Source organism: Sphingomonas sp. DC5200-1 (assembly GCF_049897245.1).
In the GTDB taxonomy this organism is placed as follows: Bacteria; Pseudomonadota; Alphaproteobacteria; order Sphingomonadales; family Sphingomonadaceae; genus Sphingomonas; species Sphingomonas aquatilis.
On the sequence record NZ_JAFCVW010000008.1, the window covers coordinates 1 to 25,776 of the forward strand.

Below are 25,776 nucleotides of genomic sequence, written 5' to 3' on the forward strand. Positions count from 1 at the left end.
AGCCCGCACCCTCTGGGTGATCCATGAAACGCGCCCCTCGCAGCCTTCAACACCATGTTTTATATAGGAAATATAATGGTCAGGACAGCGAAATCAGCGCCTTACTTGGGAAATGTGGGATTCCAGCGTCGGGCGGTCGCCGGTAAATTCGGCGTAGGGCGTTTCGCCGAACACGACGATCGCAGCATCGGGCTTGGTCGTATACGCGCCATCGACCGCCAGCGTCGCCTTGCCGCCGCCCGCCCGCACCGCCTGATCAATGCCACTCCAGATCGACTGGCCGTTCGGGAAGGCGGCATTGGTGACGCCCGTGCCCTGCCAGGTGATCGACCAACCGCCCGACTGCTGGCCGATATTGTCCGCGCCGCGCCCGGCGACGAGGATATTGGCACTGGGTTTCAGCGGCAGCACGCCGCCGTTGTTCTTGAGCAGCACCAGCGATTCACGCACCGCCTGACGCGCGATCGCGCGATGCTCGGGTGAACCCAGCGGGTCGAACTTGCCCGCCATCGGCCGCGACGACGGGCGCCCGGCATCGAACGTGCCCGCCAGCATCTTCACCCGCAGGATCCGCCGTACCGCATCGTCCAGCCGCGCGGCCGGGATCGTCCCGTCCTTCGCCTCGCGCAGCGTGTTCGCGTACAGCTCCTTCCACTTCGGGCCGGAATACATGAACATGTCGAGGCCCGCATTGATCGCTGCCGGGCAATCCTCGTTGCTGCACCCCGGCACCTGGCCGTGCGCGTTCCAGTCCCCGATCGCGAAGCCGTCGAAGCCCATGCGCTGCTTCAGCACGTCGGTGAGCAGGCTTTTATTGCCGGTCATCTTGACGCCGTTCCAGCTGGAAAAGCTCGGCATCACGGTCAGCGCGCCCGCGGCGAGGCCGCTTTTGTAACCCGCAGCATGCACGTCGCGCAGCACCTGTTCGCTGACGCGCGTATCGCCCTGATCGCGGCCGCCGGTGCCGCCATCGCCCAGGAAATGCTTCACCGAGGAAATGACATGGCCGGGCGTCATGAAGTCCTGACCGACCGCGCCCTGCAGCCCTTCGACCATCTGTCCGGCATAAGTCTGAACGATCTCTGGCTCTTCAGAATAGCTTTCGTAGGTCCGACCCCAGCGGTCGTCCTGCACCACCGCCACCGTCGGCGCAAAGCTCCAGTCGATGCCGGTTGCCGCGGTTTCCGCCGCGGTCGCCGCGCCGATACGCCGGATCAGCGCAGGGTCACGCGTCGCGCCAAGGCCGATATTGTGCGGGAACAGCGTCGCGCCGACGATATTGTTGTCACCATGCACCGCGTCGGTGCCCCAGATGATCGGCACGACCGGCCGCCCATCGCTGCGCTTCACCGAAGCGTCGTAGAATGCGTCGAACAGCTTCAACCATTCCGCGGCAGGGGCGAATTCATCGCCGTTGGGCGCAGAATTGCCGCCGTTGAGGACCGAACCGAGTTTGTACGTCTCGAGGTCCTTGGGCGTGATCGAGGCGATATCGACCTGGATCAGCTGGCCGACCTTATCCTCCACGCTCATCCGCTTCAGGATCGCGTCGACCCGCGCCTCGACCTTCGGATCGCGTTTCAGCTTCATCGGCAGCGTCGGCCACAGCTCGGGATGCGCGACGCCGGCAGAAGCCGCCTGCTGCGCCAGCCCCTCTCCTGTCACCATGCCGGCCGCCAGAGCGCTGGCAGCAACGATCATCGCCACGCTGCGGGAAAACGCCATTCAACCTCTCCTGATCCTGTCGGGCTGACTTGCCGGGCAAAGGCGAGCGCCGTCAACCGCTTAGGTCCGCGCCGCATGGTTTCGCTATCACAAAACCATTGCCAGCAGTGGCACCCAGCTACCTTTCGAGACAATTGCATGCGATTCGCAATAGCGATATTGGCCCCGCCGTTACCAAAGGGGATTTCATGTCAGCTTTCGCATTGCTCGCCGGAACTGCGCTGGTCGCATTGACACCGGGCGCCGCCGCCACCGACGATACCACCGACGCCCAGCGCAAGGTTGCCGATGGGCAGTCGGGCGGGGATATCCTCGTCGAGGGCCGCGTGACCGTAGCGCAGGCGTCGACCAAGACCGACACGCCGGCGATCGAGGTGCCGCAGCCGGTCACGGTCATCCCGAGCGAGACCTATCTGTCGCAGGGCGCGATCAGCGTTGCCGATACGATGCGCTATGCGGCGGGCGTGCTGACCGACCCGTATGGCCGCGACACGCGCGTCGACACGTTCACGATCCGCGGCGTCAGCGCGCTCCAGTTTCGTGACGGCATGCGCGACATCTACAGCTATTACGTCAATATCGCGTCGGACCCGTACAATTTCTCGCGGGTCGAGGTGGTGCGCGGCCCCGCCTCGGTCCTGTTCGGACAGGGATCGATCGGCGGGCTCGTCAATCTCGTGTCGAAGACGCCGGTGTTCACGAACACGGGCGAGGTGCAGCTGACCTATGGCAGCTTCGATCGCAAGGAGGTGCTGGCCGACCTCAACCTTGCAGCCGGCGACAAGCTGGCGGGGCGCATCGTCGCGCGGGTTCGCGATTCGGGCACCTATGTCGATCACGTTCCCGACGACCGGATCATGATCGCCCCTTCGGTCACCTGGCGCCCGGATGCGCGCACCGACGTGACGCTGCTCGGCCTCTACCAGCAGGACAAGACCGGATCGACGCTCAACTTCCTGCCGATCGTCGGCACGGTGCGCGACAATCGCGGGCGGCCGCCTCTCGATCCCTATCTCTTCGTCGGCAAGCCCGGCTGGGATCGGTATGACGGACGCATGTGGCAGGGGTCGGGGCTGCTGACCCACCGGTTCAGCGATGCGGTGAAACTGAGCTTGAAGGCGCGCTACATCGACAGCCACCTCACCTATAACACCCATTATCCCGACAGTTATTCGAACCCGACGGATCCATACGTGCCGGGCAGCGACGGCCGTCTGATCGGCGTTTACGCAGGCTCGCAGCTCGGGCGGCTGAACGTCTTGTCCACGGACAATAACGTGCAGGCCCGCTTCAACACCGGCGCGCATATCGAGCACACATTGCTCGCAGGGGTCGATTACAGCTGGAACAAGGTCGGCATCACGTCCGCCTATGACTACCAGACGATCGACCTGTACGATATCGACTATGCCACGCTCGCGACGCCGGTCGCCACCGACCCCTATTCGCGCACGACCCAGTCCCAGTTGGGCCTGTATGCGCAGGATCAGTTGCGCTTCTACGATCGCGTGTCGCTCGTCCTCGGTGTCCGCCGCGACCATGTGATCGGTCACAGCGGCGCGACCCGCACATCGGACAGCGCCACCACCTTCCGCGCCGGCATCATCGGCGAGGTCGCGGCCAACATTTCGCCCTTCTTCAGCTATACCGAGAGCTTCCAGCCGATCGCAGGGACGACCAGCGATGGCAGGCCGTTCCGTCCGCAGACCGGCACGCAATTCGAAGCGGGCGCCAAGTGGCAGCCCGGCCCGAACACGATGGTCACCGCCACCGCCTTCCGCATCAAGGAAAACGGCCGCCCGATCACCGGTCCCGGCATGCGCATCACGCAGACCGGCGAACTGACGACCAAGGGGTTCGAGGTCGAAGCGACGCACAGCCTGCCGGGTCGGTTCGACCTGTCGCTCGCCTATGGCCACAACACGATCACCGGCGACGAGGAAGCAGCGGGATATTTCCCACGCACCATCGCATCGGCCTGGACGACGAAGAGCTTCGACGCCGCGCTCGGCACGCTGCGGCTGGGCGCGGGCGTGCGCTATGCCGGCCGGCAGGTCACGAGCGACGCCAATTGGTCGATCGTCACGCCAGCCCGCGCGATGGTCGATGCCCTCGCCGAGATCACGCGCGAGCGGTGGCGGCTGTCGCTCAACGCGACCAACCTGTTCGACCGGCGGGGCTACGCCTCATGCCTGGTCCGCGGCGATTGTTTCGCCAACGCGCCGCGCAACGTGATGTTGTCGCTGCGCTACGGCATCTGACGATATCGGCTGGCGCGACCTAGCGCGCCAGCCACCCGCCATCGACGGCGAGGATATGGCCCTGGACATAGGCCGCAGCGTCACTGGCGAGGAACACCGCCGCGCCGCCGAGGTCGGCGGCATCGCCCCAGCGGCCCGCCGGGATGCGATCGAGGATCGCGGCATTGCGCGCTTCGTCGGCTTGCAGCGCGGCGGTGTTGTTGGTCGCGATGTATCCCGGCGCGATCGCGTTCACGCTCAGCTCATGCTTCGCCCATTCGTTGGCGAGCAGCTTGGTCAGGCCGCCGATCCCCGACTTCGATGCGGTATAGCTCGGCACGCGGATGCCGCCCTGGAAGGTCAGCATCGAGGCGATGTTGATGATCCGCCCCCCGCCCTTTGCGATCATGTGGCGCCCGGCCGCCTGGCAGAGGAAGAACACCGACTTCAGATTGGTGTCGACCACCGCGTCCCAATCCGCTTCGGTGAAGTCGACCGCATCGGCGCGGCGGATGATGCCGGCATTGTTGACCAGAATGTCGAGCCCGCCCAGCCCCACCACCGTCTCGTCGACGATGCGCTGTACCGGCTCGATGCTCGACAGGTCCGCCGACACGATCAGCGCCCGGCGGCCAAGGTCGCGGATCGCCTGTGCAGTGTCCTCGGCCGGGGTGCGCCCGACCAGCGCGACATCGGCGCCCGCTTGCGCGAGCGCGATCGCGATCGCCTGCCCGATGCCGGTGTTCGCGCCGGTCACGACCGCGACGCGGCCCGAAAGATCGAAGGGGTTCATTGCTTGGCTCCTCCCCTCCCTGGAAGGGAGGGGCCGGGGGTGGGTGGGGTCCGGGGATACGGTGGCCGACAGTGCTCGCCCGTCCGTACCGCGAGCACGCCACCCCTCCCCGACCCTCCCCTGTCAGGGGAGGGAGGATCGGCTTACGCCAGCTGGCAGATATCCAGCACGGTCATGTCGGTATAATCCTGGTTCTCGCCCGCCATCGCCCAGATGAAGGCATAGGCCTTGGTGCCCGCCCCCATGTGGATCGACCAGGGCGGGCTGATCACCGCTTCCTCGTTCTGCATCACGATGTGGCGGGTGGCCTCGCCCTCACCCATGAAGTGCATGACGCGGTCGGTGTCGACATTATCGAGCTCGAAGTAGAAATAGATCTCGCTGCGGCGCTCGTGGATGTGCGGGGGCATCGTGTTCCACACGCTGCCGGGCTTCAGCACGGTGAGGCCCATCACCAGCTGCGCGCTGTCGCAGATGCCGGGGATGACGAGCTGGAAGATCGTGCGCTCGTTCGATTCCGCCAGGCTGCCGCGCTCGAGCGCATTGGCGTCGGCGATGCCGAGTTTGCGCGTCGTATAGGCCTGATGCGCCGGGCACGAGGCGAGGTAGAAACGCGCGCCGTCACCCGAGAATGCCACGTCCTTCGCGCCCATCGTGACGTAGAGGCAGTCCTTGTTGCCGAGCTCGAACGTCTCGCCATCGACCGTCACGGTCCCGTCGACCTTGCCGACGTTGACGATCGCCATCTCGCGGCGTTCGAGGAAGGGATGGCCCGCCGCCGATGCCGGCTCGGTCTGGTCGGGCAGCTTCACGCTCCCGCTCGCCACCGCGACGCCGCCGATCACGAAGCGTTCGGCGTGCGTGTAGTTCAGCACGCACTCGCCGTCACGGAACAGCCCCTGGATCAGATAGCGGTCGCGCAACTCGTCGTTCGACACGCACTCCATCATGTCCGGATGCGTCGCGTAATAGGTCCGGTCGTACATCAGTGATTATCCTTGGTAAGCGGCAGGTCGAGGCCAAGCCGATAGATGCGATTGGCGTTGCCGGCGAACAGCGCACGGCGGTCGCTATCGCCCAGATCGATGACGGCGGCATGGCACGCCTCCATCTGCGCGTCGATACTGCCGAACAGGCGGTCGGTCGGCAGGTCGCTCGCAAACATCGCCCGCTCCGGGCCGAACAGGTCGATGACGGTGCGCACCGTGTCGCGCACGAACGCCGCATCCCGGTCGCGCCGGGCGAATCCGAAACCGGACAGCTTCACCGCCACCTGAGGACACGCGGCCAGCGCAGTCAGGCCGCGACGCCAGTCACCGTAGCCCTCGGCGTCGCTCAACACCGCCATGCCGGCATGGTTGACGATCACCGGCACCTCCGGATGCCGCGCGGCGAGCGCCGCCATCGCCGACATTTGCCCCGGATAGCATTGCAGGTCGAACGACAAGCCATGCCGCGCCAGCGCCGCAAAACCGCGCTGCCACGCATCGTCCTGCGTCACGTCACGCGAGGTATAGCTGCGCTGCGGATCGGCGTGCCAGTTGACGATATGGCGGATGCCGCGCACCCGCGGGTGGCGTGCATGGGCGGCAAGCACCGTCTCCACCTCGGGATCGTCAAGCGCCGCGAAGGCGACAATGCCGGTCGGCAGCCCATCCGCCGCCGCCAGCCCCTCCAGCCATTCGGTCTCGGCGAGCGCGTCTGCGGGAGCGGCACCGGCATCGACATGCACCGCCCCGACGACGTTCCACTGCGCCATCTCGCGCCGGTAATCCGCGGGCTGATAGGTGCTCGCGATCGGCTCGACCGATCCGTTCGGGCCATCGTCGGCGAAGGGCGGGGTCAGCCACGGATAGCGCAGCCGCGCGAGGTCCCACAGATGGATGTGCGCGTCGACGAACGGAATCGCCGCCTCGCCGCCCGCATACGTCATCAGTAGGTCGTCCGCCCGCCCGACGTGTCGAAGGTCGACGCGGTGGTGAAGCTGCATTCCTCGCTGGCCATGAAACAGACCATCGCCGCGCTTTCCGCGACTTCGCCCAGCCGCCCCATCGGGATCTTGCCGCGCATATAATCGACCTGGCTCTGCGGCAGCTGCGCGAGGATCGGGCTCTCGAACGTCGCCGGGGTCAACGCGTTGGCGATCACGCCCTTGCCCGCCAGTTCCTTGCCCAAGGATTTGGTGAGGCCGATCACGCCCGCCTTCGTGGCCGAATAGGCCGAGGCGTTGGGGTTGCCTTCCTTGCCCGCGACGGACGCCACGTTCACGATCCGGCCGTAACCGTTGGCGACGAGATGCGGCACCACCGCGCGGCAGCAATAGAACAGGCCGTTCAGGTTGATGTCGACGACGCGCAGCCAGCTGTCGATCGGATATTGATCGACCGATGCGGTCGCGCCCGTGATCCCCGCCGAACAGACGAGGATGTCGACCTTCCCCAACGCCGCAACCGTGGCATCGGTCGCGCGGGCGACCGCGGCGGCATCGGACACGTCGAACGCCTCGATATGCGTCGCCCCGATTGCCGCCTGGGTCTCGGCGAGGCGATCGGCATCGACGTCCCACAAGGCGACGCTGCCGCCTTCCTCGACGATCCGCTTGGCGACCGCGCAGCCGAGGCCCGACGCGCCGCCGGTGACGATCGCGGTGCGGCCGGCGAAGCGGCCTGCATAGCTGGTCACGCGGGCAGCTCCATCGCGAAGGGGACGCAGGTCTGGCGCTGTTCGCCGAGGCCGGTGATGCCGAGGTGCATCGTATCGCCCGCCTTCAGGAAGATCTTGTCGGGCTTCTGCCCCTCGCCCACGCCCGGCGGCGTGCCGGTGATGAGCAGGTCGCCCGGATGCAACGTGATGAAGCGACTGACATAGGCGATACATTCGGCGACCGGGAAGATCATCGTCGCCGTATTGCCGGTCTGCATCCGCTTGCCGTTGACGTCGAGGAACATGTCCAGCGTTTGGCAGTCGCCGACTTCGTCCGCCGTCACCAGCCAAGGACCCACCGGGCCGAACGTGTCGCAGCCCTTGCCCTTGTCCCACTGGCTGCCGAGTTCCTTCTGGAACGCGCGCTCCGACACGTCGTTGGCCAGCACATAACCCGCGACATGATCGAGCGCATCCGCCTGTTCGACGTAGCGGCAGGTCTTGCCGATGACGATGCCCAGCTCGACTTCCCAGTCGGTCTTTTGCGAATCCCTGGGGATCATCACCGGATCGTTCGGCCCGGTCAGGCACGAGATCGCCTTGGTGAAGAAGATCGGCTCGGGCGGCGGTTCCAGGCCCGCTTCCTTGGCGTGATCGGCATAGTTGAGGCCGATCGCAATAAATTTGCCGATGCCGGCGACGGGCACGCCGTAACGCGGGCTTCCCTCGACCAGCGGCAAGCTGGCGGGATCGAGTGCGGCGAGACGCGCCAGCGCCTCGGACGTGACGTCGGCGGGCGTCACATCGGCGATCACGCCCGACAGATCGCGGATCCGGCCGTCCACATCGATCAGGCCGGGCTTTTCGGCACCGCGGGTGCCATAACGACAGAGCTTCATGGGACAAATCCTCAGTGCGTATAGGGGCGATGCAGCGGCACGTCGGCGTTCAGCTCGACGCCGAAGCCGGGCTTGTCGAGCGCGCTCGCGCGGATGCGGCCGTTCTGCGGCACCGGCTCGCCCAGCAATTGCGGCGCGAACATCGGCACCACTTCGGTCGGGCCGGGGTGCATCATCAGGAATTCGGCGAAGGGCGAATTGTGCCGGGTGATGACGAAATGATAGCTGTACACGCTCGATCCGTGCGGGATCATCATCACCCCGCGGCTGTCGGCATAATTGGCGATCTTGATCAGTTCGGTGACGCCGCCGCACCAGCCCACGTCGGGCTGGATGATGTCGCAACAGCCCATGTCGATCAGCATGCGGAAACCCCAGCGGGTCGCCTCATGCTCGCCGGTGGTGACGAGCAGGCCCGGCGGCGCCTTCTTGCGCAGCTCGGCATAGGCCCAATAGTCGTCGGGGCTGAGCGCCTCCTCGATCCACTTCAGCCCGCATTCGTTCCAGGCCCGGTGCGCGAGCCGGGTGGCGTAATCCAGGTCGAGCGCCATCCAGCAATCATACATCAGCCAGAAATCGTCGCCGCACTTGGCGCGCATATCGGCGAGCAGCGCGATATTCTTCTCCATCCCCTCCAGCCCTTCGGCGGGACCGTGATGGAGCGGCAGCTTGCCGCCGATGAAGCCCAGTTCCTTGGCCACATCGGGCCGCGCGCCGGTGGCGTAGAATTGCAGTTCGTCGCGCACCGCGCCGCCCAGCATGTGATAGACCGGCTCACCGCGCAGCTTGCCGAGCAAATCCCATAGCGCCAGGTCGACGCCGGAGATGGCGTTCACGACCAGCCCCTTGCGGCCGTAATATTGGGTCGAGAAATACATCTGGTCCCAGATCTTCTCGACCTCGTGCGGGCTGCGGCCTTCGAGGAAGCGAGCGAGATGCTTTTCGACGATATAGGCGGCGGGCTCGCCCCCGGTCGTAACCGCGAAGCCGATCGTGCCGTCTTCCGCCTCGATTTCGACCACCAAAGTGCCGAGCACATTGATGCCGAAGCTCTGCCGCGACTGGCGATATTCGGGATAGCGGCTCATCGGCGTGGCGATGTGATCGTCGATCCAATGGCCTGCGCCCTGGTCGTGGTAATCCGCCCCCGCCCCCCGCGCGACAAAGGCGCGGACATGCTTGATCTTCGACAACGCCACGGCAAGCCCCTCTGCCCGGTTTACTTTCTCACTTTATGGGATAGGATACTAGCTAGTGAGACTCCGGGCGTCAATCGGCTCTTTGGCCGAAATGGTACCGGGACTACAGCACAATGGATCGACGGAGAGGAATGCGATGAAACTGCTCGAAGGCAAGACGGTGGTGGTCACCGGCGCCTCCACCGGCATCGGCCGCGCCATCGCGATCGGCGCAGCGCAGCATGGCGCGGACGTCGCGATCAACTTTGCGCGCGACACGGACGGCGCGGCGCAGTGCCTCGCCGGGATCGAAGCGGCCGGCCAGCGCGGCGTCGCGATTCAGGGCGACGTCGCCGATCCCGCCACCGCGACCGACTTCATTGCGCAGGCGGTGCAGGCGTTCGGCAAGGTCGACGTGATGGTGTCGAATGCCGGCATCTGCCCCTTCCACAGCTTCCTCGACATGCCGGTCGAGACGTTCGAACGCACGATGCGCGTCAACCTGCACGGCGGCTATTATATGTGCCAGGCGGCGGCGCGGCAGATGGTCGACCAAGGCCATGGCGGATCGATCATCGCCGTCTCCTCCATTTCAGCGCTCGTCGGGGGCGAATTCCAGACGCATTACACCCCGACCAAGGCGGGGCTCCATTCGCTGATGCAGTCCGCCGCCATCGCGCTGGGCCGGCACAATATCCGCTGCAATTCGCTGCTGCCCGGCACCATCCTGACCGAGATCAACAAGGACGACCTCGCCGACGAGGAGAAGCGCACATATATGGAAGGGCGCGTGCCGCTTGGTCGGCTGGGCGTGCCGGAGGATATGGCGGGGCCCGCCGTTTTCCTCGCGTCCGACCTGGCGCGCTACGTCACCGGCGCGGCGTTGCTGGTCGATGGCGGCGCCTTCGTGAACCTGCAATAGGCGCAACCCTACCCCACCATCACGCCGCCTGTGCACGTCGCCGAGTTCGCACCGCGGATCCGGCGACGTGCGCAGGCGCATGGTCCGCACGCCGTCCGTTTTGGCCGCTGATTGGCGACAGACCCGGCGTTTTATCGCTCGACAGCGCCCCATGCGCCGGGCAAATAGTCCCATATTATGGCACGAGGACGCAGGTCGCTCGCGTCGCAGGAGAGCTCGACCATGCCCGCTTCCGCCGCCAAGGCCGCAACAGCCGATCCCAGCGAGGCAAAGGCTCCCTCCGGCAGCCAGACGCTGTTGCGGGGGCTCGACCTGATCGATGCGGTCGCCGATCGCCCGATCGCGCTCGCCGAACTCGCCAGCCGGCTCGGCCTGACGCGCAGCACGACGCACCGCCTCGCCAGCGCATTGATCGACCGCCGCTTCCTCACCTTCACGCCGCGCCAGGGCTATCGCCTGGGGCCGAAGCTGCTCGAACTGGGCTTCCTCGCGCAGCAGCAGGCCGACGTCGTCCAGATCGCGCGCGACCATATCGAGGCACTCGCGGCCGCGTCGGAGGATACGGTGCATCTCGGCGTCCGCGACCATGACCGCGCCCTGTATCTCGACAAGATCCCCGGCCGCCGCCGCGTCGAGATCAGCAGCCGCGTCGGCGACCGCCAGCCGATGACGTCGACCGGCCTCGGCAAGGCGCTGATGCTCGACGATCCCGAGCGGCAGTGGCAGCCGCATTTCGAGGCCGATCATAACACGGCCGATTACGACCTGTGGCTGTCGCGCATGCGGGGCTATGTCGGTCGCGGCTGCGCGTTCGACCTTGAGGAAAACGAAGACCAGATCCGCTGCGTCGCCGCCCCGATCCGCGATGCCAGCGGCCGCATCGTTGCCGCGATCAGCGTGTCGAGCGCCGCGCAATATATGTCCGACGATCGCATGACGACGCTGACCGACGAGGTGCTCGGCACCGCGCATGCGATCAGTCGCGACCTCGGCTGGCGCGACCCGGCACAGGGCTGACCCTTCTCAAATACCAATCACCGCTTGCACTATATGGGATAGTCTTCCATACCCTGCATCACGGCCGACAAGAGCCGTGGGTGACAGGAGGATGGGTGCATATGGCGACGGTGAAGCCACTGCTCGGGATCGCCGCGATCCTGCTGCCGCTGGCGGCCAGCGCCGCGGCGCAGGATCAGGCAAGCCCGATGCGTATCGTCATCGCCGGCGATTCGACCGCCAAGGATTACACTGCGCAGCAATATCCGCTGTCGGGCTGGGGCAGCCTATTGCGCTGCGCGGTCGGGCCCGAGGTGACGATCGACGATCGCGCCCAGGCGGGTCGCAGCACCAAGAGCTTCATGGCGGAAGGACGGCTCGACGCGATCGCGCGGACGCTGAAGCCGGGCGACACGCTGCTGATCCAGTTCGGCCATAACGACGCAAACCAGGCCAAGCCCGAACGCTACACGCCGATTCCCGATTACGAAGCGAACCTGAAGCATTTCATCGCGGTCGCGCGCATGGCGCATGCGCAGCCGGTGCTGATCACCCCGGTGACGCGCCGCGCCTTCAAGGACGGCCATGTCGTCCCGAGCTTCCCCGCCTATTCCGCCGCCGCCAAACGCGTCGCGGACGAAACCAAAGTGCCGCTGATCGACCTTGCCGCGCTGTCCGAACGCTGGATCGACGCGCTGGGGCCGGACGGGTCGAAACGCTATTACCTCCATTACGCCAAGGGTGAGGGGCTGCCCGGCTATAAGGACGCAGTCGACGACGACACGCACTTCAGCGAGCTGGGCGCGCGCCGCATCGCCGATCTGGTCGCGGGCGGTCTCGCCGCGACCGGCCTGCCGATCGCGGGCCATATCCTGAAGGACCGTCCGGCCCTGCGCCGCGATACGCCCGCGGGCGGCCCGTCGTGTACGCTCTGACCGCCTTGGCGGCTGCGGTGGCGGTGGTTGCGCCCGCCGCCATGCCTGCGCGCACCTATGTCTTAGTCGGCACGACCCGCGATCCCGCCGCGATCCGTGTCGCGCCCGGCCGGGCCTATGCCGACGGGTTCGGCTATGAGGCCGATCCCCATCTCTTCTCGATTGCGGCGGCACCGGGCAATTATGCGGTGACGGTCACGCTGGGCGATCCCGCCCGCGCGACCGATACGACGATCAAGGCGGAGAACCGCCGCCTGATGCTCGACGCGGTCCGCACGCGTCCCGGCGAAATCGTCACGCGGCGGTTTATCGTGAACGTCCGCAACCCCCAGCTGGCACCGCCGCCCGCCAACGCACCCGGCGGCAGTACGGTGCGTCTGAAGCCCCGCGAGCTCGGCGCCCTCAACTGGGACGACCGGCTGACGCTCGAAGTGCTGGGCCACGCGCCCGGCCTGCGCACCGTATCGATCGCGCCCGTCGACGTACCGACGCTGTTCCTGCTCGGCGATTCCACCGTCACCGATCAGCCCGCCGAACCCGCGGCGAGCTGGGGCCAGATGCTCCCCGCATTCCTGGCACCCGAGATCGCCGTCGCCAACCATGCGGAATCGGGCGAAACGCTGAAATCCTTCCTGACCGAACTGCGGCTCGACAAGGTGCTGGCGAGCGCGAAACCCGGCGACATCGCAATGATCCAGTTCGGCCACAACGACCAGAAAGCGCAGTGGCCGCAGACCTATGCCGATGCGGCAACGACCTATCGCGACTATCTGCGCACCTATATCGCCGAGCTGCGCCGGCGCGGAGTCACCCCGGTGCTCGTCACCTCGCCCGAGCGGCGGATGTGGGCCGCCGACGGCCATATCCGCCCGACGCTCGCCGATTACGCCGCCGCGGTCCGCGCCGTCGGGGCGGAAACGCAGACGCCGGTCATCGACCTCAACGCCGCCTCGATCCGTTTCTACGAGGCGCTGGGACGGACGCGCGCGCCGCTCGCGTTCAACGACGACGGTCGCGACGCGACGCATCACGACAATTATGGCGCCTGGGTGCTCGCGCATATCGTCGCCGATGCCGCGCGGCGACAGGTGCCCGCGCTCGCCCGCCTGGTGCGCTGCGACCTGACCCCGCTCGATCCCACCCAGCCGCCTGCGCCCGAGGCCTTTCGCCTCGCCGCCAGCGGCGCGCACAGCACGCAACGCCCGGCAGGAAACTGACATGCCATTGGACCGCCGCACCCTGATCGCCGCTGGCCTGTCGCTCGCCGCAACGCCGCGCGTGGCGCTCGCCGCCCCCGCCGTCAGCCGCTTCCCGATTTGGCCCGCGACGCCGCCGGGCATGCCGACGCCGCCGGTCGCCGACACGTTCGTGTTGCGCGCCCCCGAAGGCCCGGCCGACAATATCGCCTGGCCGCATGTGGCAACGCCGATGCTGACCGTCTGCCCCGCGACGAAGCCGACCGGCGCGGCAGTGCTGCTGATCCCCGGCGGCGGCTATGCCCGCGTTGCGGTGGGGCGCGAGCCGTCCGCAGTAGCGCGCTGGCTTGCGGCGCAGGGCGTCACAGCGTTCGACCTGCTCTATCGCCTGCCCCACGACAATTGGGCGGCCGGTCCCGATGCGCCCTTGCAGGACGCCCAGCGCGCGCTGCGGGTGATCCGCTCGCGCGCACAGGAATGGGGCATTGATCCGACGAACATCGCGGCGATGGGCTTTTCGGCCGGTGGACATCTCGCAGCGCGACTAGCGTCCCAGTCGGCGCTGAAGACATATAATCCGATCGACGCGGCGGACAGCCAGCCGACGACGATCAAGACCGTCGGCCTGTTCTTCCCGGTCATCACCATGACGCAACCCTTCGCCCATGGTCAGTCGAAGCGCGAATTGCTCGGACGCAACCCCGATGCAGCGACCGCCGCACGCTACTCCGCCGAGCTGAACCTGCCCGCCGACATGCCGCCGACCTTCCTTGGCCATGCCGCCGACGACCCGGTCGTGCCGGTCGCCAACAGCATCGCAATGTTCCAGGCGGTTCATGCCCTCCCCCGCCCGGCCGAACTCCATATCGTCGAAACCGGCGGCCACGGCCCGCGCCTGATCGGCGCCGACGGCAAACCCCACCCGTGGCTCGCGCGCTTCGCGACCTTCGCGCACCGCCATGGCCTCAACATTCCCGGAGAAGACGCATGAGCCAGCCGATCGCATTCCGCATGATGCTGAAGCCCGGCATGGCGGAGGAATATCGCCGCCGCCACGACGCGATCTGGCCCGACCTCGCCGAGGCTCTGCGCGAGGCAGGTATCTACGATTATTCGATCTTCCTCGATGAAGAGACGAACGCGCTCTTCGCCGTCCTGCGCCTCCACCCCGACGACAAGCGCGACGCTCTGCCTGCTAAGCCGGTGATGCAGCGCTGGTGGGATTATATGGCCGACCTGATGGAGGTGCAGCCGGGCAACCGCCCGGTCGAAGCGCCGCTGACGCCGATGTTCCACTTCGCATGAGCCTCACCGCCGCCCTGCTGCTGGCCGGTGCCGCCGCGCCGCAGGCCGCGCCCGCGACCGAGGTGCCGCGCGTCACCTTCGACAGTCGCTCGCTGCGCATCGACGGCAAGCCGACGCTGATCTGGTCGAGCGAATTTCACCCCTTCCGGCTGCCCTCGCCCGATCTGTGGCGCGACATCCTGCAGAAGATGAAGGCCAGCGGCTTCAACACCGTCGCGATCTATATCGACTGGGGATTTCACAGCCCGAAAAAGGGCGTGAACGATTTCAGCGGCATTCGCGACATCGACCGGCTGCTGACCATGGCGCAGGAGGAGGGACTCTACGTCATTACCCGCGCCGGGCCCTATGTGAATGCCGAGCTGTCGCGCGGCGGTTTTCCGGGCTGGCTGGTCAATCAGCCGGGCAAGGCACGCACCGACGATCCCGAATATCTCGCGGCGGTCGACGAATGGCTCGACCGGATCAACCCGATTATCGCACGCCACCAACTGGGGCGCGGCGGCAGCGTCATCCTGCACCAGATCGAGAACGAACTGGCGCTGACCACCCCCGCCCAGGGCCGCTACATGCAGCATCTGTACGACAAGGCCCGCGCCGACGGGATCACCGTGCCGATGTTCCACAATGACCAGGGCCGCAACGGCTATTGGGTGCCCAAGAGCTCCGATGTGCCGCTGACCGTGCCGGGGCCACAGGAGCTCTACGCCTTCGACGGCTATCCCGGCGGCGTGTGCGGCGTCGACAACAAGCCGACGAAGGGTGCCCCCGCCCCCGACTGGGGTCTCTACGGTCCCGGCGGCGCAAAGGGCGGCGCCAGCGCCTCGCCGAACACGCCCGGCTTCATCGCCGAGTTCGGCGGCGGCTGGTTCGATTATTGGGGGTCGAACGGCATGTATCCGTGCAACGCGATCCAACGCGGCAGCGGCTATCAACGCGTCTTCTACGGCACCAACATCGCCAACGGCATCGCCATCCAGAGCATCTATATGGGCTATGGCGGCACCAGCTGGGGCTGGCTGCCCGCGCCGGTGGTCTATACCTCCTACGATTACGGGTCGGCGATCGACGAGGCGCGCAACCTGCGGCCCAAGGCGCTGGAGCTGAAGCAGATCGGCCAGTTCCTGGCTGCCGTGCCCGACCTCGCCCGGCTGGAGAAGGCGCCGCCGGTCACGATCACCGGCAGCGATGCGGTGCAGGTCTATCACGACCGCAATCCCGACACCGACGCACGCCTGCTGTTCGTCGCGCCCAAGCCGTCCAACGCGACCGGCGATGCGCACTTCACCATCACCGCCGACCTGCCCGACGGCCGCTACAGCTTCGCCAGCGAACTCCATGGGCGCGACGCCAAGCTGCTGGTCGCCGGGGTGAACCTCGAGCGGCAGCGGCTGGTCTATTCGACCTCCGAATTGCAGACGACGATCCGCCACGGCGCGGAGGATATTGCGCTGTTTTACGGCCGGGCGGGCGAACCCGGCGAGACCGTGCTGCGCTACACGAGCGCGCCCAAGGTCACGGTGGTTGAAGGCGGGGTCGTGAATGCGTTCGACGCCGCGAAGGGCGACCTGCGCCTGACCTACACGCACAACGGCCTCGCTCGCGTGCGGATCGAGGGCGGCGGGCGTGCGCCGCTGCTGCTGCTGATCGGCGACATTGCGGCGGGACAGAGCTTCTTCCGGCAGGACGGCCTGCTGGAACGCGGCCCCGCACTCGTCCGCCACGCCACCGTGCGGGGCGCGACGCTGGACCTGACAGGGGATACCGAAACCGCCACTCCGCTAGAGGTCTGGGGACCGATCCGCTCGGTCCGCTGGAACGGACAAGCGGTGCCCGTCACCCACTCGGTCAGCAGCAGCCTGATCGCCAGACGCCCCCTGCCCGCACCGCAGCCGCTTGCACTGCCGGACCTGACCACCGCAACATGGCGCTATGCCGAGGGTTCGCCGGAAGCCCGCCGCGACTTCGACGATTCCGCCTGGGCCACCGCAGGCTCTGCACGCAACGTCGCGACCATCCGCCCGCCGACCGGGCAGCCCAATCTCGGCGCAGACTCCTATGGCTTCCATGACGGCGACGTCTGGTATCGCGGGCGCTTCACCGGCTCTGCGGACGCCCAGACCGTGACCGTCCATTACGGCGCGGGCGGTGCCGGCATGCTCCAGCTGTTCCTCGACGGCCAGCTGGTCGGCCAGCACGAGCTGGCGGGCGGCCTGCCTCGACCGATCACCACCGGCGTCGCCGAATTCCCCCTGCCGCCCGAAGCGCAGGCCCCCGGCGAGCATGTGCTGGCGGCGATGGTGCGGGTGAACGGCCACAACTGGGACCTCGACGTCGACGATGCGCACAAGGAACCGCGCGGGCTGATCTCCGTCTCGCTCGCGCGGCCGGGTGGCGACAGCTTCGCCGTGCCGATCGCGTGGAAAATCCAGGGCCGCGCGGGCGGCGAAGACCTGAAGGATGTCACCCGCGGTCCCAGCAACAACGGAGGCCTGTACGGCGAGCGCATGGGCTGGACCCTGCCGGGCTTTCCCGACGGCGCATGGGCAGCGCGCAAGCTCGCCGACGCCAAGCCTTATACCGGCACCAGCTGGTATCGCACCGCCTTCGACCTGTCCGTGCCCAAGGGCGAAGACGCGACGATCGGCATCCAGATCGGCGATCCCAAGACGCCGCGCTCGCCCGGTCGCTACCGCGTGCTGATCTTCGTCAACGGCTGGAACATGGGCCAGTTCGTCGCGAACGTCGGCCCGCAACGCGTCTTCCCGATCCCGGACGGCATCCTGCACCATCGTGGCCGCAATACGCTGGCGCTCGCCGTTACCAGCGACGGCGCGCCCGGCAACGCGATCGAGCCGGTCAAGCTCGTCACCCTCCATCACGCACGCGGTGGCGTCGCGGTCACTGACGTGGCTGCCCCCGCCTATCGCGACCTCTATCCAACCCCCTGATCCTTACGGAGACCCTTTCCCGTGGCAGCCCTCAATCACGATATCCCCCGCGCCGAGGTGACGTCGCAGATCGCCAAGCTGATCGACAACCTCGTCAACATCAAGGACGAGACCGGCGAGTTCCTGCTCCGCCTGGAGGACGGCCGCGTCATCGACACCAAGGGGTGGAACGACTGGGAATGGACCCACGGCATCGGCCTGTTCGGCCTGTACCGCTATTGGGAACAGACCGGCGATCAGGCCGCCTGGGACGTGATGCTGAAATGGTTCGAGGACCGCTTCGCCGCCGGCACGCCGACCAAGAACATCAACACCATGTCGCCCTTCCTGACGCTCGCCAACCTGTACGAGCAGACCGGCGACCAGACGTATCTGCCCTATCTCGACATCTGGGCCGAATGGCTGATGGCCGACGATGGCCTGCCCAAGACCGAGGAGGGCGGCTTCCAGCACATCGTCTTCAACGACGAGAACCCGCAGGAGATGTGGGACGACACGCTGATGATGAGCGTGCTGCCCTTAGCCCGCATCGGCCAGATCCTGGACCGCCCGCACTATATCGAGGAGGCCAAGCGCCAGTTCCTGATCCACATCAAGTACCTGTTCGATCGCCAGACCGGCCTCTGGTATCACGGCTGGACCTTCGACGGCCGACACAATTTCGCGGGTGCCTTGTGGGCGCGCGGTAATTGCTGGGTCACGATCGCGATCCCCGAAATCATCGAGATGCTCGACCTGCCGCCGGGCGACGCCTTCCGCACCTTCCTGATCGACACGCTGGCGGCACAGGTGAAGACGCTGGCCGAACATCAGGACGAAAGCGGGTTATGGCACACGCTGATCGTCGATCCGACCAGCTATCTGGAGGCCTCCGCCACCGCCGGCTTCGCCTATGGCATCCTGAAGGCGGTGCGGAAGGGATACCTGCCGCGCCAGTATGAAGCGGTCGGGATCAAGGCGATCCGCGCCGTGCTGGCGAATATCGACGAGACGGGCGAGCTGAAGCAGGTCAGCTTCGGCACCGCGATGGGCGACACGATGCAATTCTACAAAGACATCGCCCTCACCTCGATGCCCTATGGCCAGAGCCTGGCGATCTGCGCGCTCGGCGAATTCCTGCGGACGTACATTTGATGACCCAGGCCGCCATCGCCCCCGCCCGTCCGGTCCGCTGGTATAATTTCGCGGCTTATGGATCGAACGACATCCTCGGCGCCGGGTCGATGGCGGTCATCAGCACCTGGGTGCTGTTCTTCTACACCACCTTCTGCGGCCTGTCGGCAGCGCAGGCGACGCTGATCTTCGGCATCGCCCGCGTGCTCGACGCGGTGGCGAGCCCGACCATCGGCTATATCTCCGATCGGTTCGGCGACACCTGGGCGGGACGCAGGTTCGGGCGGCGGCGTGCCTTCATCCTCGCCGCCATCCCGCTCCTACCCTCGTTCGCGATCATGTGGGTGTCGGGCCAGACCTTCTGGTATTACCTCGTCACCTACATCCTGTTCGAGCTGGTCTATGCGCTCGAAATCATCCCCTACGAAACGCTCGCCGCCGAAATGGCGAGCGATTACCGCAGCAAGGCGAAGTTCGCCGGCTGGCGCATCATGTGCGGGCAGATCTCCGCGATCCTCGCCGCGATCCTACCCGGCCGGCTGATCGAGCATCTCGGCAAGGATTCGCCCGACACCTACCTCTACATGGGTATCCTGTTTGCCGTGCTGTTCATGGGCGCCGCGACGCTGCTGTACCTGTTCAGCTGGGAACGCCCGCGTTCGGCGGAGACCGCGGCTCTCGCCCGCGAAAAGATGACGCCGACCGCCGCGATCCGCGATCTCTATCGCAACCTGTTCTCGACGCTGCGCATCCGCGCGTTCCGCCTGCACCTGGGCATGTATCTGGGCGGCTATATCAGCCAGGATATCTTCAACGCCGCCTTTGCCTATTTCGTCGTCTTCGCATTGGGCGGCACGACGCTGGCGGTGTCGAACCTCGCCGGCCTCACCTATGCGGTGCAGACGGTCGCGGTCCTGCTGGCGATCAACTTCGCGCTGCGGGCGTCGCCCGCGCTCGCCTATCGTATCGCGGGCGTGAGCTTCGCGATCGGCGTGCTGATCTTCCTGGGGCTGTGGTGGAGCGGCCATGGCGCCAGCGGCTGGATCTTCGCGATCCCGGTCGTCTTCGCCGGATTAGGCCGCGGTGCGCTCAACTACATCCCCTGGGCTACCTACAATTTCATGGCCGACGTCGACGAGATCGTCACCGGCCGCCGCCGCGAGGGCGCCTTCGCCGGCGTCATGACCTTCGTGCGCAAGATGTCGCAGGCGATCGCGCTGATCGCGGTCGGGCAGATCCTGCAGCTGTCGGGCTTTGTCGCCGGCGCGACCAGCCAGTCATCGGTCACCGTCCACGCGATCGTCGCGGTGATGATCGGCGGCACGCTCGCCATCCTCGCCTTCGGCCTATGGGTGTCGCTGCGCTTCCGCCTCGATCCCACCACCCATGCCGTGCTGATGGACGAGATCGAACGGCTGCGCGCCGGCGCTACCATGCCCGCCACCCCGCAGAGCGGCGCGATCGTCGAGGACCTGTCGGGCTGGCGCTACGACCGATTGTGGGGCCGCAACCCGGTCCTCTGACCGGGCTGCGCCCGTCCCCTCACTCGGGCGTGTCGGACGCCTTGGTCATGCCGAGGTAGAAGCCGGTGTGCGGCGGCTGGTTATACGCCGTGTTCTGCCACGCGATCCCGGCGCGGTAGACCGGGTCCTGCAATAGCGTGGTGATCCGGTGCGTCGTCGGCCACGGCGTCGTATAGATTCGCAGCTCGCGATTGTCGGCGCTCCGCCACACCACCTCCTCGCGCCAGTCACCGATCAGGTCGGCCTGGAGGGCAGGCGTTGCCTTGGTGCCGTTGTTCGACGCGGCGCCTTCCGCCATCAACAGCGGCTCGGCCTTGCCCGTCTTCCAGTTCCACTTGCTGATGGTCGTGCCGTCGAGCAGTTCGCGCAGCAGATCGCCGTCCCACCAGATCGCGAAGTTGGTCTGCCTGGGATGCGGCCCGATCGCTGTGCCATGCACGTCGTAGAGGTCGGGCTGGTTCGCCCCCCACATCTCCTCGCCGACATACCGGGGGTCGATATCGGCGCTGAGCCCGCGGCCGGTGTCGGTCTTGGCGGGCTTGGTCCACAGGATTTCGCCGGTCCGCGCATCCAGCAAGGCCGATCCGATGCCGCCATTATGCGCGATCTGCTCGTGCACCCCGAACTTCTCCAGCCCCGGCCGCGATGGATCGAGGTCGCCGACGTGCATCGTATCGCCGTGGTAGAGCGGCTGCGTCCACAGCCCCTTGCCATCGGCATCCACCGCCATCGACCCGTAGATCACCTCGTCACGCCCGTCGCCGTTGACGTCGGCGATGCTCAACTGGTGATTGCCGCGATCGGCGTAATCCGCGTTGCCCGGCTGGTTCGTGTCGAACAGCCACCGCTCAGTCAGCTTGCCGTCGCGATAGTCCCATGCCGCGATCGCGGTGCGCGCATAATAGCCGCGTCCGAAGATCATGCTCGGGTGCCGCCCGTCGAGATAGGCGACGCCCGCCAGAAACCGGTCGACGCGGTTGCCGTACGCATCGCCCCACAGCTTTGCCATCTCGGCAAAGCCCGGATCGCTGCGGGGGCCGCGCGGCGGATCATAAGGCGCGGTGGCCAGCGCCTTGCCGGTACGCCCGTCGAAGACGGTCAGATATTCCGGCCCGGTCAGAATACGCCCGGCGAGCTTCGCGACCATCCGCCCGTCGGCGGTGACATGCGCGCCGGTCTTGTCCGCCTGCGGCACCTCGCCGTCATGCTGGCGCCAGTCGGCCTTCGCATCGCCAATCACCGTGCCCAGGCCATCGACCGTGCCGTCGGCGGTCTTCATCGCCACTTCGGCGCGGCCATCGCCGTCGAAATCTTGCACCAGGAATTGCGTGTAATGCGCGCCGGCTCGGATGTTGCGACCCAGGTCGATCCGCCACAGCCGTTTGCCGCCCAGCGTATAGCCGTCCAGGTAAACTGGACCGGTGTAGCCACCCTGGCTGTTGTCATGGCTGTTGGTCGGGTCCCATTTCAGGACCAGATCGGGCTGACCGTCGCCGTCCAGGTCGCCCATGCCGACGTCGTTCGCCGTATAGCTATACGCCTCGCCATCCGGCGTCGTCCCGCCCGCAGGGGGATCGAGCGGAATCGACCAATAGCCCTTGGCCCAGACCGGCACCGCCGGCGTCATCGCGCCCGCAGTGCCCGGCGTGATCATCCGCACCGCATAGCGGCTGACGGGCGTGCCGTCGGGATCGCGGAAGTTGGTCGATTGCGTGACGGGTGCGGAGGTCACCTTACGTCCGTCGCGATAGACGTCGAACCCGACGCCTTTGGGATCGGACGACAGCGACCGCCAGTCGACCAGCACGCCACCACCCTCCGCCGGCACCGCGACGACACCGCGATCGAGCCGTTCCGCCTGCCGTGCCGGCCCTTCCGCCCGCGCCTGCACGGACGCCGCCACGCCCGTTGCCAGCAAGACCCAGCCCGCGATTCCGCTCCGTAATGCCTGCCGTCCCATCGCATTCCTCTCCAGACGCATCGCGCCGCTTACCCCTGCGCCGCCTCGTCGGTGCGGCTTGCGACAGTGATAGCACCCTTTTTCGAAATTCCAATCTATACGATTGCATTCCACATTGTGGTTAGTTACACAGGCAATCGAGAATGGGGCTCCACCGCCGCCAACCCGCGCAGATCGGGGGCAGGCATGGACGCATGAGGGAGGATGACATGACGGGTTCCACTGCATTCACGGTTTCGGGGTCCGGTGCCCGCGCCATGCTGCGCACCTCGGCGTGGAGCGCCCTAGCGTTCGGCCTGATCGCGGGCATGCCCGCGCTGGCACAGACCGCGCCCACGACCGCGCAGGCCCAGCCCGACGCCCCCAAGCAAGACCTCGACGAAAAGGCACCGGGCGACATCGTCGTCGTCGGCACGCGCGCCTCCCTGCAATCGGCGATCCAGCGCAAGCGCAACGCCGGCACCGTCGTCGACTCGATCGTCGCCGACGACATCGCCAGCTTCCCCGACAAGAACGTCGGCGACAGCCTGGCGCGTGTCACTGGTGTGCAGCTGAGCCGCGACTTCGGCGAAGGCACGCAGGTGTCGATCCGCGGCGTCGAACCCGACCTCAACCGCGTCGAAGTCAATGGCGTCAGCCAGGCATCGGCTCTGGGCTCGCGCGCTGGCGACTTCCGCGAACTCGCCACCGAACTGGTCAAGTCGATCGACGTCTACAAGGGCTATCAGGCGAGCCTGACGGAAGGTGGCTTGGGCGGCACGGTGTCGATCGAGACGCGCAAGCCGCTTGAATTGAGGAAGCCGCTGGGAACAGTCGTCTTCTCCGAACAGCACCTCGACCTGACGCAGGACTGGCGTCCGCGCGCCACGGTGATCCTGGGCACGCCGAAGTTCCTGATCGACGGCCTCGGCGTCCTGTTCAACGCAACCTACGATGACAAGTCGACCCGCCAGGATTATGCCAGCAACACTGGCTGGACCCGCCTCGCCGACTTCGATCACTCCGATCAGAAGACCGTCGCCGATCCGCTCTATTCCAACTTCAACACCTATGCGAGTTGCGCAGGCGTCGGCGGCCAGAACGCGTCGAATGCGACGGCCCGGCGGCTGGCATGCGAAACGCAGTTCTTCGATTGGGCGCCCAATGGTCCGCGCTATCGTAACCTCGTCCGCCGCGACAAGCGCCTGTCCGCCGACCTGACGGTCCAATATGAAGTGGCGCCCAACTTCCGCGTGTTTGGCGAGGCGGTGATCAACAATCGCGACCAGCGGTTGTTCGACACCAACTACGCGCTCGACCTTGGACGTTTTCAGCGCTTCCCCCTCGATGCCCAGCTACCAGCGGGCCTCAATGGTGGCACGTCGCGCCCGCAGGTTCAGCAGAGCAGCGCTACGGTCAATGCCAATCACATCGTGACGAGCTACACCACGGCGGCGAACCCCGTGAATATCGGCAGCGCAACCGCCCCGAATTATAGCGGCTCCAGCAACATCCTTGGCGTCCAGCGCCGCGACTTCCAGTACAATCAGCAGTCACGCTACTATCTCGGCGGCTTCGATTGGGACTTCGACCGTGTCAAGGTGAAGGGTCTCGTGTCGCACTCGACGGCGGACACCAACGGCCAGACAAACCTGATTTCGCTGTCGACCGGCATTTCGAGTGTCCAGGTCGATACGCGCAACAGCCTCGGCATTCCGGTCTTCACATATCCGAGCTCGATCAATCCGGCCGATCCCAGCATCTACACCAACTTCACGCGTCCCGGTAACGGGATCGGCACGACGTCGACGGTGCTCGGACCGACCGTCCAATATCGTCCGACATTCTCCAGCAACAGCGAAGACCAGCTGAAGCTCGACGTCGATTGGCTGGTCGAAGCCGGTCCACTGAAGAATATCCAGTATGGCGGCCAGTTCCGCAATCAGGACTATCTGCTTTACAACGGAGGCGGGTCGCGGATTTTGTCGGGGGGCGGGACCAGCACGCCGGTGTACCAGACCAGCGCCAACGTGTCGTACACGACCAGCATCGTGCCGACGGTCACCAATCGCATAACGCCGACCGGCACTATCGGCGGCGGCGGCTACAACGTTCAGCTGACGCAAGCGGAATATGCCGCGCTGCTGACGTCGCTCGGTGCGACCAGCGGCGGCGCGCCGCTGTTCAGCGGACTGAAGGGGGCACCAAGCGGCATTCCTGATCGGATCGCGTTCGCAAACTTCACCCCGCAACTGATCGGCCAGTTGTACGATCTGTCCGGCTTCGATCAGGATTTGCTGTTCCAGTCGGACGGGCTTCCCCAGATCCCACAGGCGAAGATCAACGAGAAGATCGCCTCCGGTTACGTGCAGGCGAATTTCGACACCCGGGTTTTGGGCATGCGCCTGACCGGCAACGCCGGCGCACGCTACACCTACACACGCGATCAGGGCACGGGCACCAATATCGCCCGTGTCACCCGCTTCACGGCGACGGGCGGCACCGAAACCGTCTTCCTTCGCGCCCAGCAATTGTCGCTCACGAACAGTTACTTCGATGTCCTGCCCGCGTTCAACGCAGCGCTCGAGATCACGCCTACGCTCGTGTTGCGGGCAAACTGGGCGAAGAATCTGGCGCGGCCGAAGCCGCTGGACCTCGTGCCCAACATCAACTGCCTCGATGATGCGACCGTCGCTGCGGCCGACGACATCTGCACTGCTGGCAATCCCGCGCTCAAGCCCTATCGCGCCGATGCCTGGGAAGCGAACCTCGCTTGGTATCCGAACCGCGACACGCTGGTGAGCATCGGCTATTACAAGAAGTACGAAAAGAGCTTCGTCGTACCGAACGTCACCCGCAGCGGTGTCGACCTGTTCGGTGACGGCATCACCTACACCGTGCGCCAGCCGATCAATGGCTTCGGTGCCTTGCTCGACGGTATCGAAGCGAGCGCACAGACCGCGTTCACGTTCCTGCCGGCGCCGTTCGACGGCCTCGGCGCCTCCGGGAATGTCACCTTCGCCCGCGCGATCCGGACCAACCTGACCAATAGTGCGACCGGTCAACCGCTCGACGAATATCCCGGCCTGTCAAAGTGGACGTACAACGCCAGCGTCTTCTACGACAAGGGATGGCTCAACGCGCGGCTCAGCTATAACTATCGCTCCGACTGGCTGGTCGAGGCGGTCAACAGCGTGAACAGCAACAACCCGATCTATCGTAAGGGCGAGGGCTATCTGGACGGTAAGATCACCTTCCGCTTCCCGCAGTGGCACTACAGCCTGTTCATGGAAATGCAAAACATCAACAAGGAATATTCACAGAGCTACATTAAGAACATCGGCACCGTGGAAGTCTATTACCCGGGCCAGCGCTTCTTTGCGGGGTTCCAGCTCAAGTTCTGACAAGGCACGGGCCG

At 66.1% G+C, this 25,776-nt stretch carries 18 protein-coding genes and 1 pseudogene; 11 read left to right on the plus strand and 8 right to left on the minus strand.

The window, feature by feature from the left end; all coding sequences use genetic code 11:
* Nucleotides 1-120: 120 nt before the first annotated feature.
* A pseudogene (locus ACP7A3_RS16085) lies at nt 121-1,725 on the minus strand (glycoside hydrolase family 3 N-terminal domain-containing protein); the annotation flags it as partial.
* 188 nt (nt 1,726-1,913) lie between these two features.
* Here ACP7A3_RS16085 and ACP7A3_RS16090 point away from each other — a divergent pair.
* Nucleotides 1,914-3,986: a TonB-dependent siderophore receptor gene (locus ACP7A3_RS16090; protein WP_426256593.1), complete on the plus strand. Its 2,073-nt coding sequence runs from the start codon at nt 1,914-1,916 to the stop codon at nt 3,984-3,986.
* A 19-nt stretch (nt 3,987-4,005) separates the two neighbouring features.
* Here ACP7A3_RS16090 and kduD read toward each other — a convergent pair whose 3' ends face one another.
* From kduD to rhmD, 6 genes are all read right to left on the minus strand, one after another.
* Nucleotides 4,006-4,758 (minus strand): 2-dehydro-3-deoxy-D-gluconate 5-dehydrogenase KduD, encoded by a 753-nt coding sequence (gene kduD, locus ACP7A3_RS16095; RefSeq protein WP_426256594.1) that lies wholly within the window; start codon nt 4,756-4,758, stop codon nt 4,006-4,008.
* Between the two features lie 143 nt (nt 4,759-4,901).
* The gene (kduI, locus tag ACP7A3_RS16100; protein ID WP_426256595.1) at nt 4,902-5,744 is read right to left on the minus strand and encodes a 5-dehydro-4-deoxy-D-glucuronate isomerase; all 843 of its coding nucleotides are present in this window, start codon (nt 5,742-5,744) and stop codon (nt 4,902-4,904) included.
* Nucleotides 5,744-6,691, minus strand: coding sequence for an amidohydrolase family protein (locus ACP7A3_RS16105; RefSeq protein ID WP_426256596.1), 948 nt, complete (start codon nt 6,689-6,691; stop codon nt 5,744-5,746). Before ACP7A3_RS16105 ends, kduI begins: the two co-directional genes overlap by 1 nt.
* Complete coding sequence (locus tag ACP7A3_RS16110; protein ID WP_147036079.1) at nt 6,691-7,440, minus strand: SDR family NAD(P)-dependent oxidoreductase; 750 nt, start codon at nt 7,438-7,440, stop codon at nt 6,691-6,693. Before ACP7A3_RS16110 ends, ACP7A3_RS16105 begins: the two co-directional genes overlap by 1 nt.
* Nucleotides 7,437-8,300 (minus strand): fumarylacetoacetate hydrolase family protein, encoded by an 864-nt coding sequence (locus ACP7A3_RS16115; protein ID WP_426256597.1) that lies wholly within the window; start codon nt 8,298-8,300, stop codon nt 7,437-7,439. Before ACP7A3_RS16115 ends, ACP7A3_RS16110 begins: the two co-directional genes overlap by 4 nt.
* A gap of 11 nt (nt 8,301-8,311) precedes the next feature.
* The gene (gene rhmD / locus ACP7A3_RS16120) at nt 8,312-9,499 is read right to left on the minus strand and encodes an L-rhamnonate dehydratase (protein ID WP_017978065.1); all 1,188 of its coding nucleotides are present in this window, start codon (nt 9,497-9,499) and stop codon (nt 8,312-8,314) included.
* A gap of 136 nt (nt 9,500-9,635) precedes the next feature.
* On the opposite strand from rhmD, the gene ACP7A3_RS16125 reads away from it, so the two are divergent.
* The 9 genes from ACP7A3_RS16125 to ACP7A3_RS16165 all read left to right on the plus strand — a co-directional run bounded on the left by ACP7A3_RS16125 (nt 9,636) and on the right by ACP7A3_RS16165 (nt 20,419).
* Complete coding sequence (locus ACP7A3_RS16125) at nt 9,636-10,400, plus strand: SDR family NAD(P)-dependent oxidoreductase (protein ID WP_426256598.1); 765 nt, start codon at nt 9,636-9,638, stop codon at nt 10,398-10,400.
* 222 nt (nt 10,401-10,622) lie between these two features.
* Nucleotides 10,623-11,417 (plus strand): IclR family transcriptional regulator, encoded by a 795-nt coding sequence (locus ACP7A3_RS16130; protein ID WP_043059125.1) that lies wholly within the window; start codon nt 10,623-10,625, stop codon nt 11,415-11,417.
* Nucleotides 11,418-11,497: 80 nt separating this feature from the next.
* Complete coding sequence (locus ACP7A3_RS16135; protein ID WP_426256599.1) at nt 11,498-12,331, plus strand: rhamnogalacturonan acetylesterase; 834 nt, start codon at nt 11,498-11,500, stop codon at nt 12,329-12,331.
* On the plus strand, nt 12,319-13,548 hold the full coding sequence (locus ACP7A3_RS16140; RefSeq protein ID WP_426256600.1) for a rhamnogalacturonan acetylesterase: 1,230 nt from the start codon (nt 12,319-12,321) through the stop codon (nt 13,546-13,548). The genes ACP7A3_RS16135 and ACP7A3_RS16140 overlap by 13 nt, the downstream gene beginning before the upstream one ends.
* A gap of 1 nt (nt 13,549) precedes the next feature.
* Entirely contained in the window at nt 13,550-14,518 is a 969-nt protein-coding gene (locus ACP7A3_RS16145; RefSeq protein WP_426256601.1) for an alpha/beta hydrolase, read from the plus strand.
* Nucleotides 14,515-14,832: an L-rhamnose mutarotase gene (gene rhaM / locus ACP7A3_RS16150; RefSeq protein WP_063688162.1), complete on the plus strand. Its 318-nt coding sequence runs from the start codon at nt 14,515-14,517 to the stop codon at nt 14,830-14,832. The genes ACP7A3_RS16145 and rhaM overlap by 4 nt, the downstream gene beginning before the upstream one ends.
* Complete coding sequence (locus ACP7A3_RS16155; protein WP_426256602.1) at nt 14,829-17,783, plus strand: beta-galactosidase; 2,955 nt, start codon at nt 14,829-14,831, stop codon at nt 17,781-17,783. The genes rhaM and ACP7A3_RS16155 overlap by 4 nt, the downstream gene beginning before the upstream one ends.
* A gap of 21 nt (nt 17,784-17,804) precedes the next feature.
* A complete protein-coding gene (locus tag ACP7A3_RS16160; protein ID WP_426256603.1) occupies nt 17,805-18,917 on the plus strand; it encodes a glycoside hydrolase family 88/105 protein in 1,113 nt (370 codons plus the stop codon).
* Nucleotides 18,917-20,419, plus strand: coding sequence for an MFS transporter (locus ACP7A3_RS16165; RefSeq protein WP_426256604.1), 1,503 nt, complete (start codon nt 18,917-18,919; stop codon nt 20,417-20,419). Before ACP7A3_RS16160 ends, ACP7A3_RS16165 begins: the two co-directional genes overlap by 1 nt.
* 19 nt (nt 20,420-20,438) lie before the next feature.
* Here ACP7A3_RS16165 and ACP7A3_RS16170 read toward each other — a convergent pair whose 3' ends face one another.
* On the minus strand, nt 20,439-22,379 hold the full coding sequence (locus ACP7A3_RS16170; RefSeq protein WP_426256678.1) for a rhamnogalacturonan lyase: 1,941 nt from the start codon (nt 22,377-22,379) through the stop codon (nt 20,439-20,441).
* A 209-nt stretch (nt 22,380-22,588) separates the two neighbouring features.
* Here ACP7A3_RS16170 and ACP7A3_RS16175 point away from each other — a divergent pair, with 209 nt between their 5' ends.
* On the plus strand, nt 22,589-25,762 hold the full coding sequence (locus ACP7A3_RS16175) for a TonB-dependent receptor (protein WP_426256605.1): 3,174 nt from the start codon (nt 22,589-22,591) through the stop codon (nt 25,760-25,762).
* Nucleotides 25,763-25,776 lie beyond the last annotated feature (14 nt).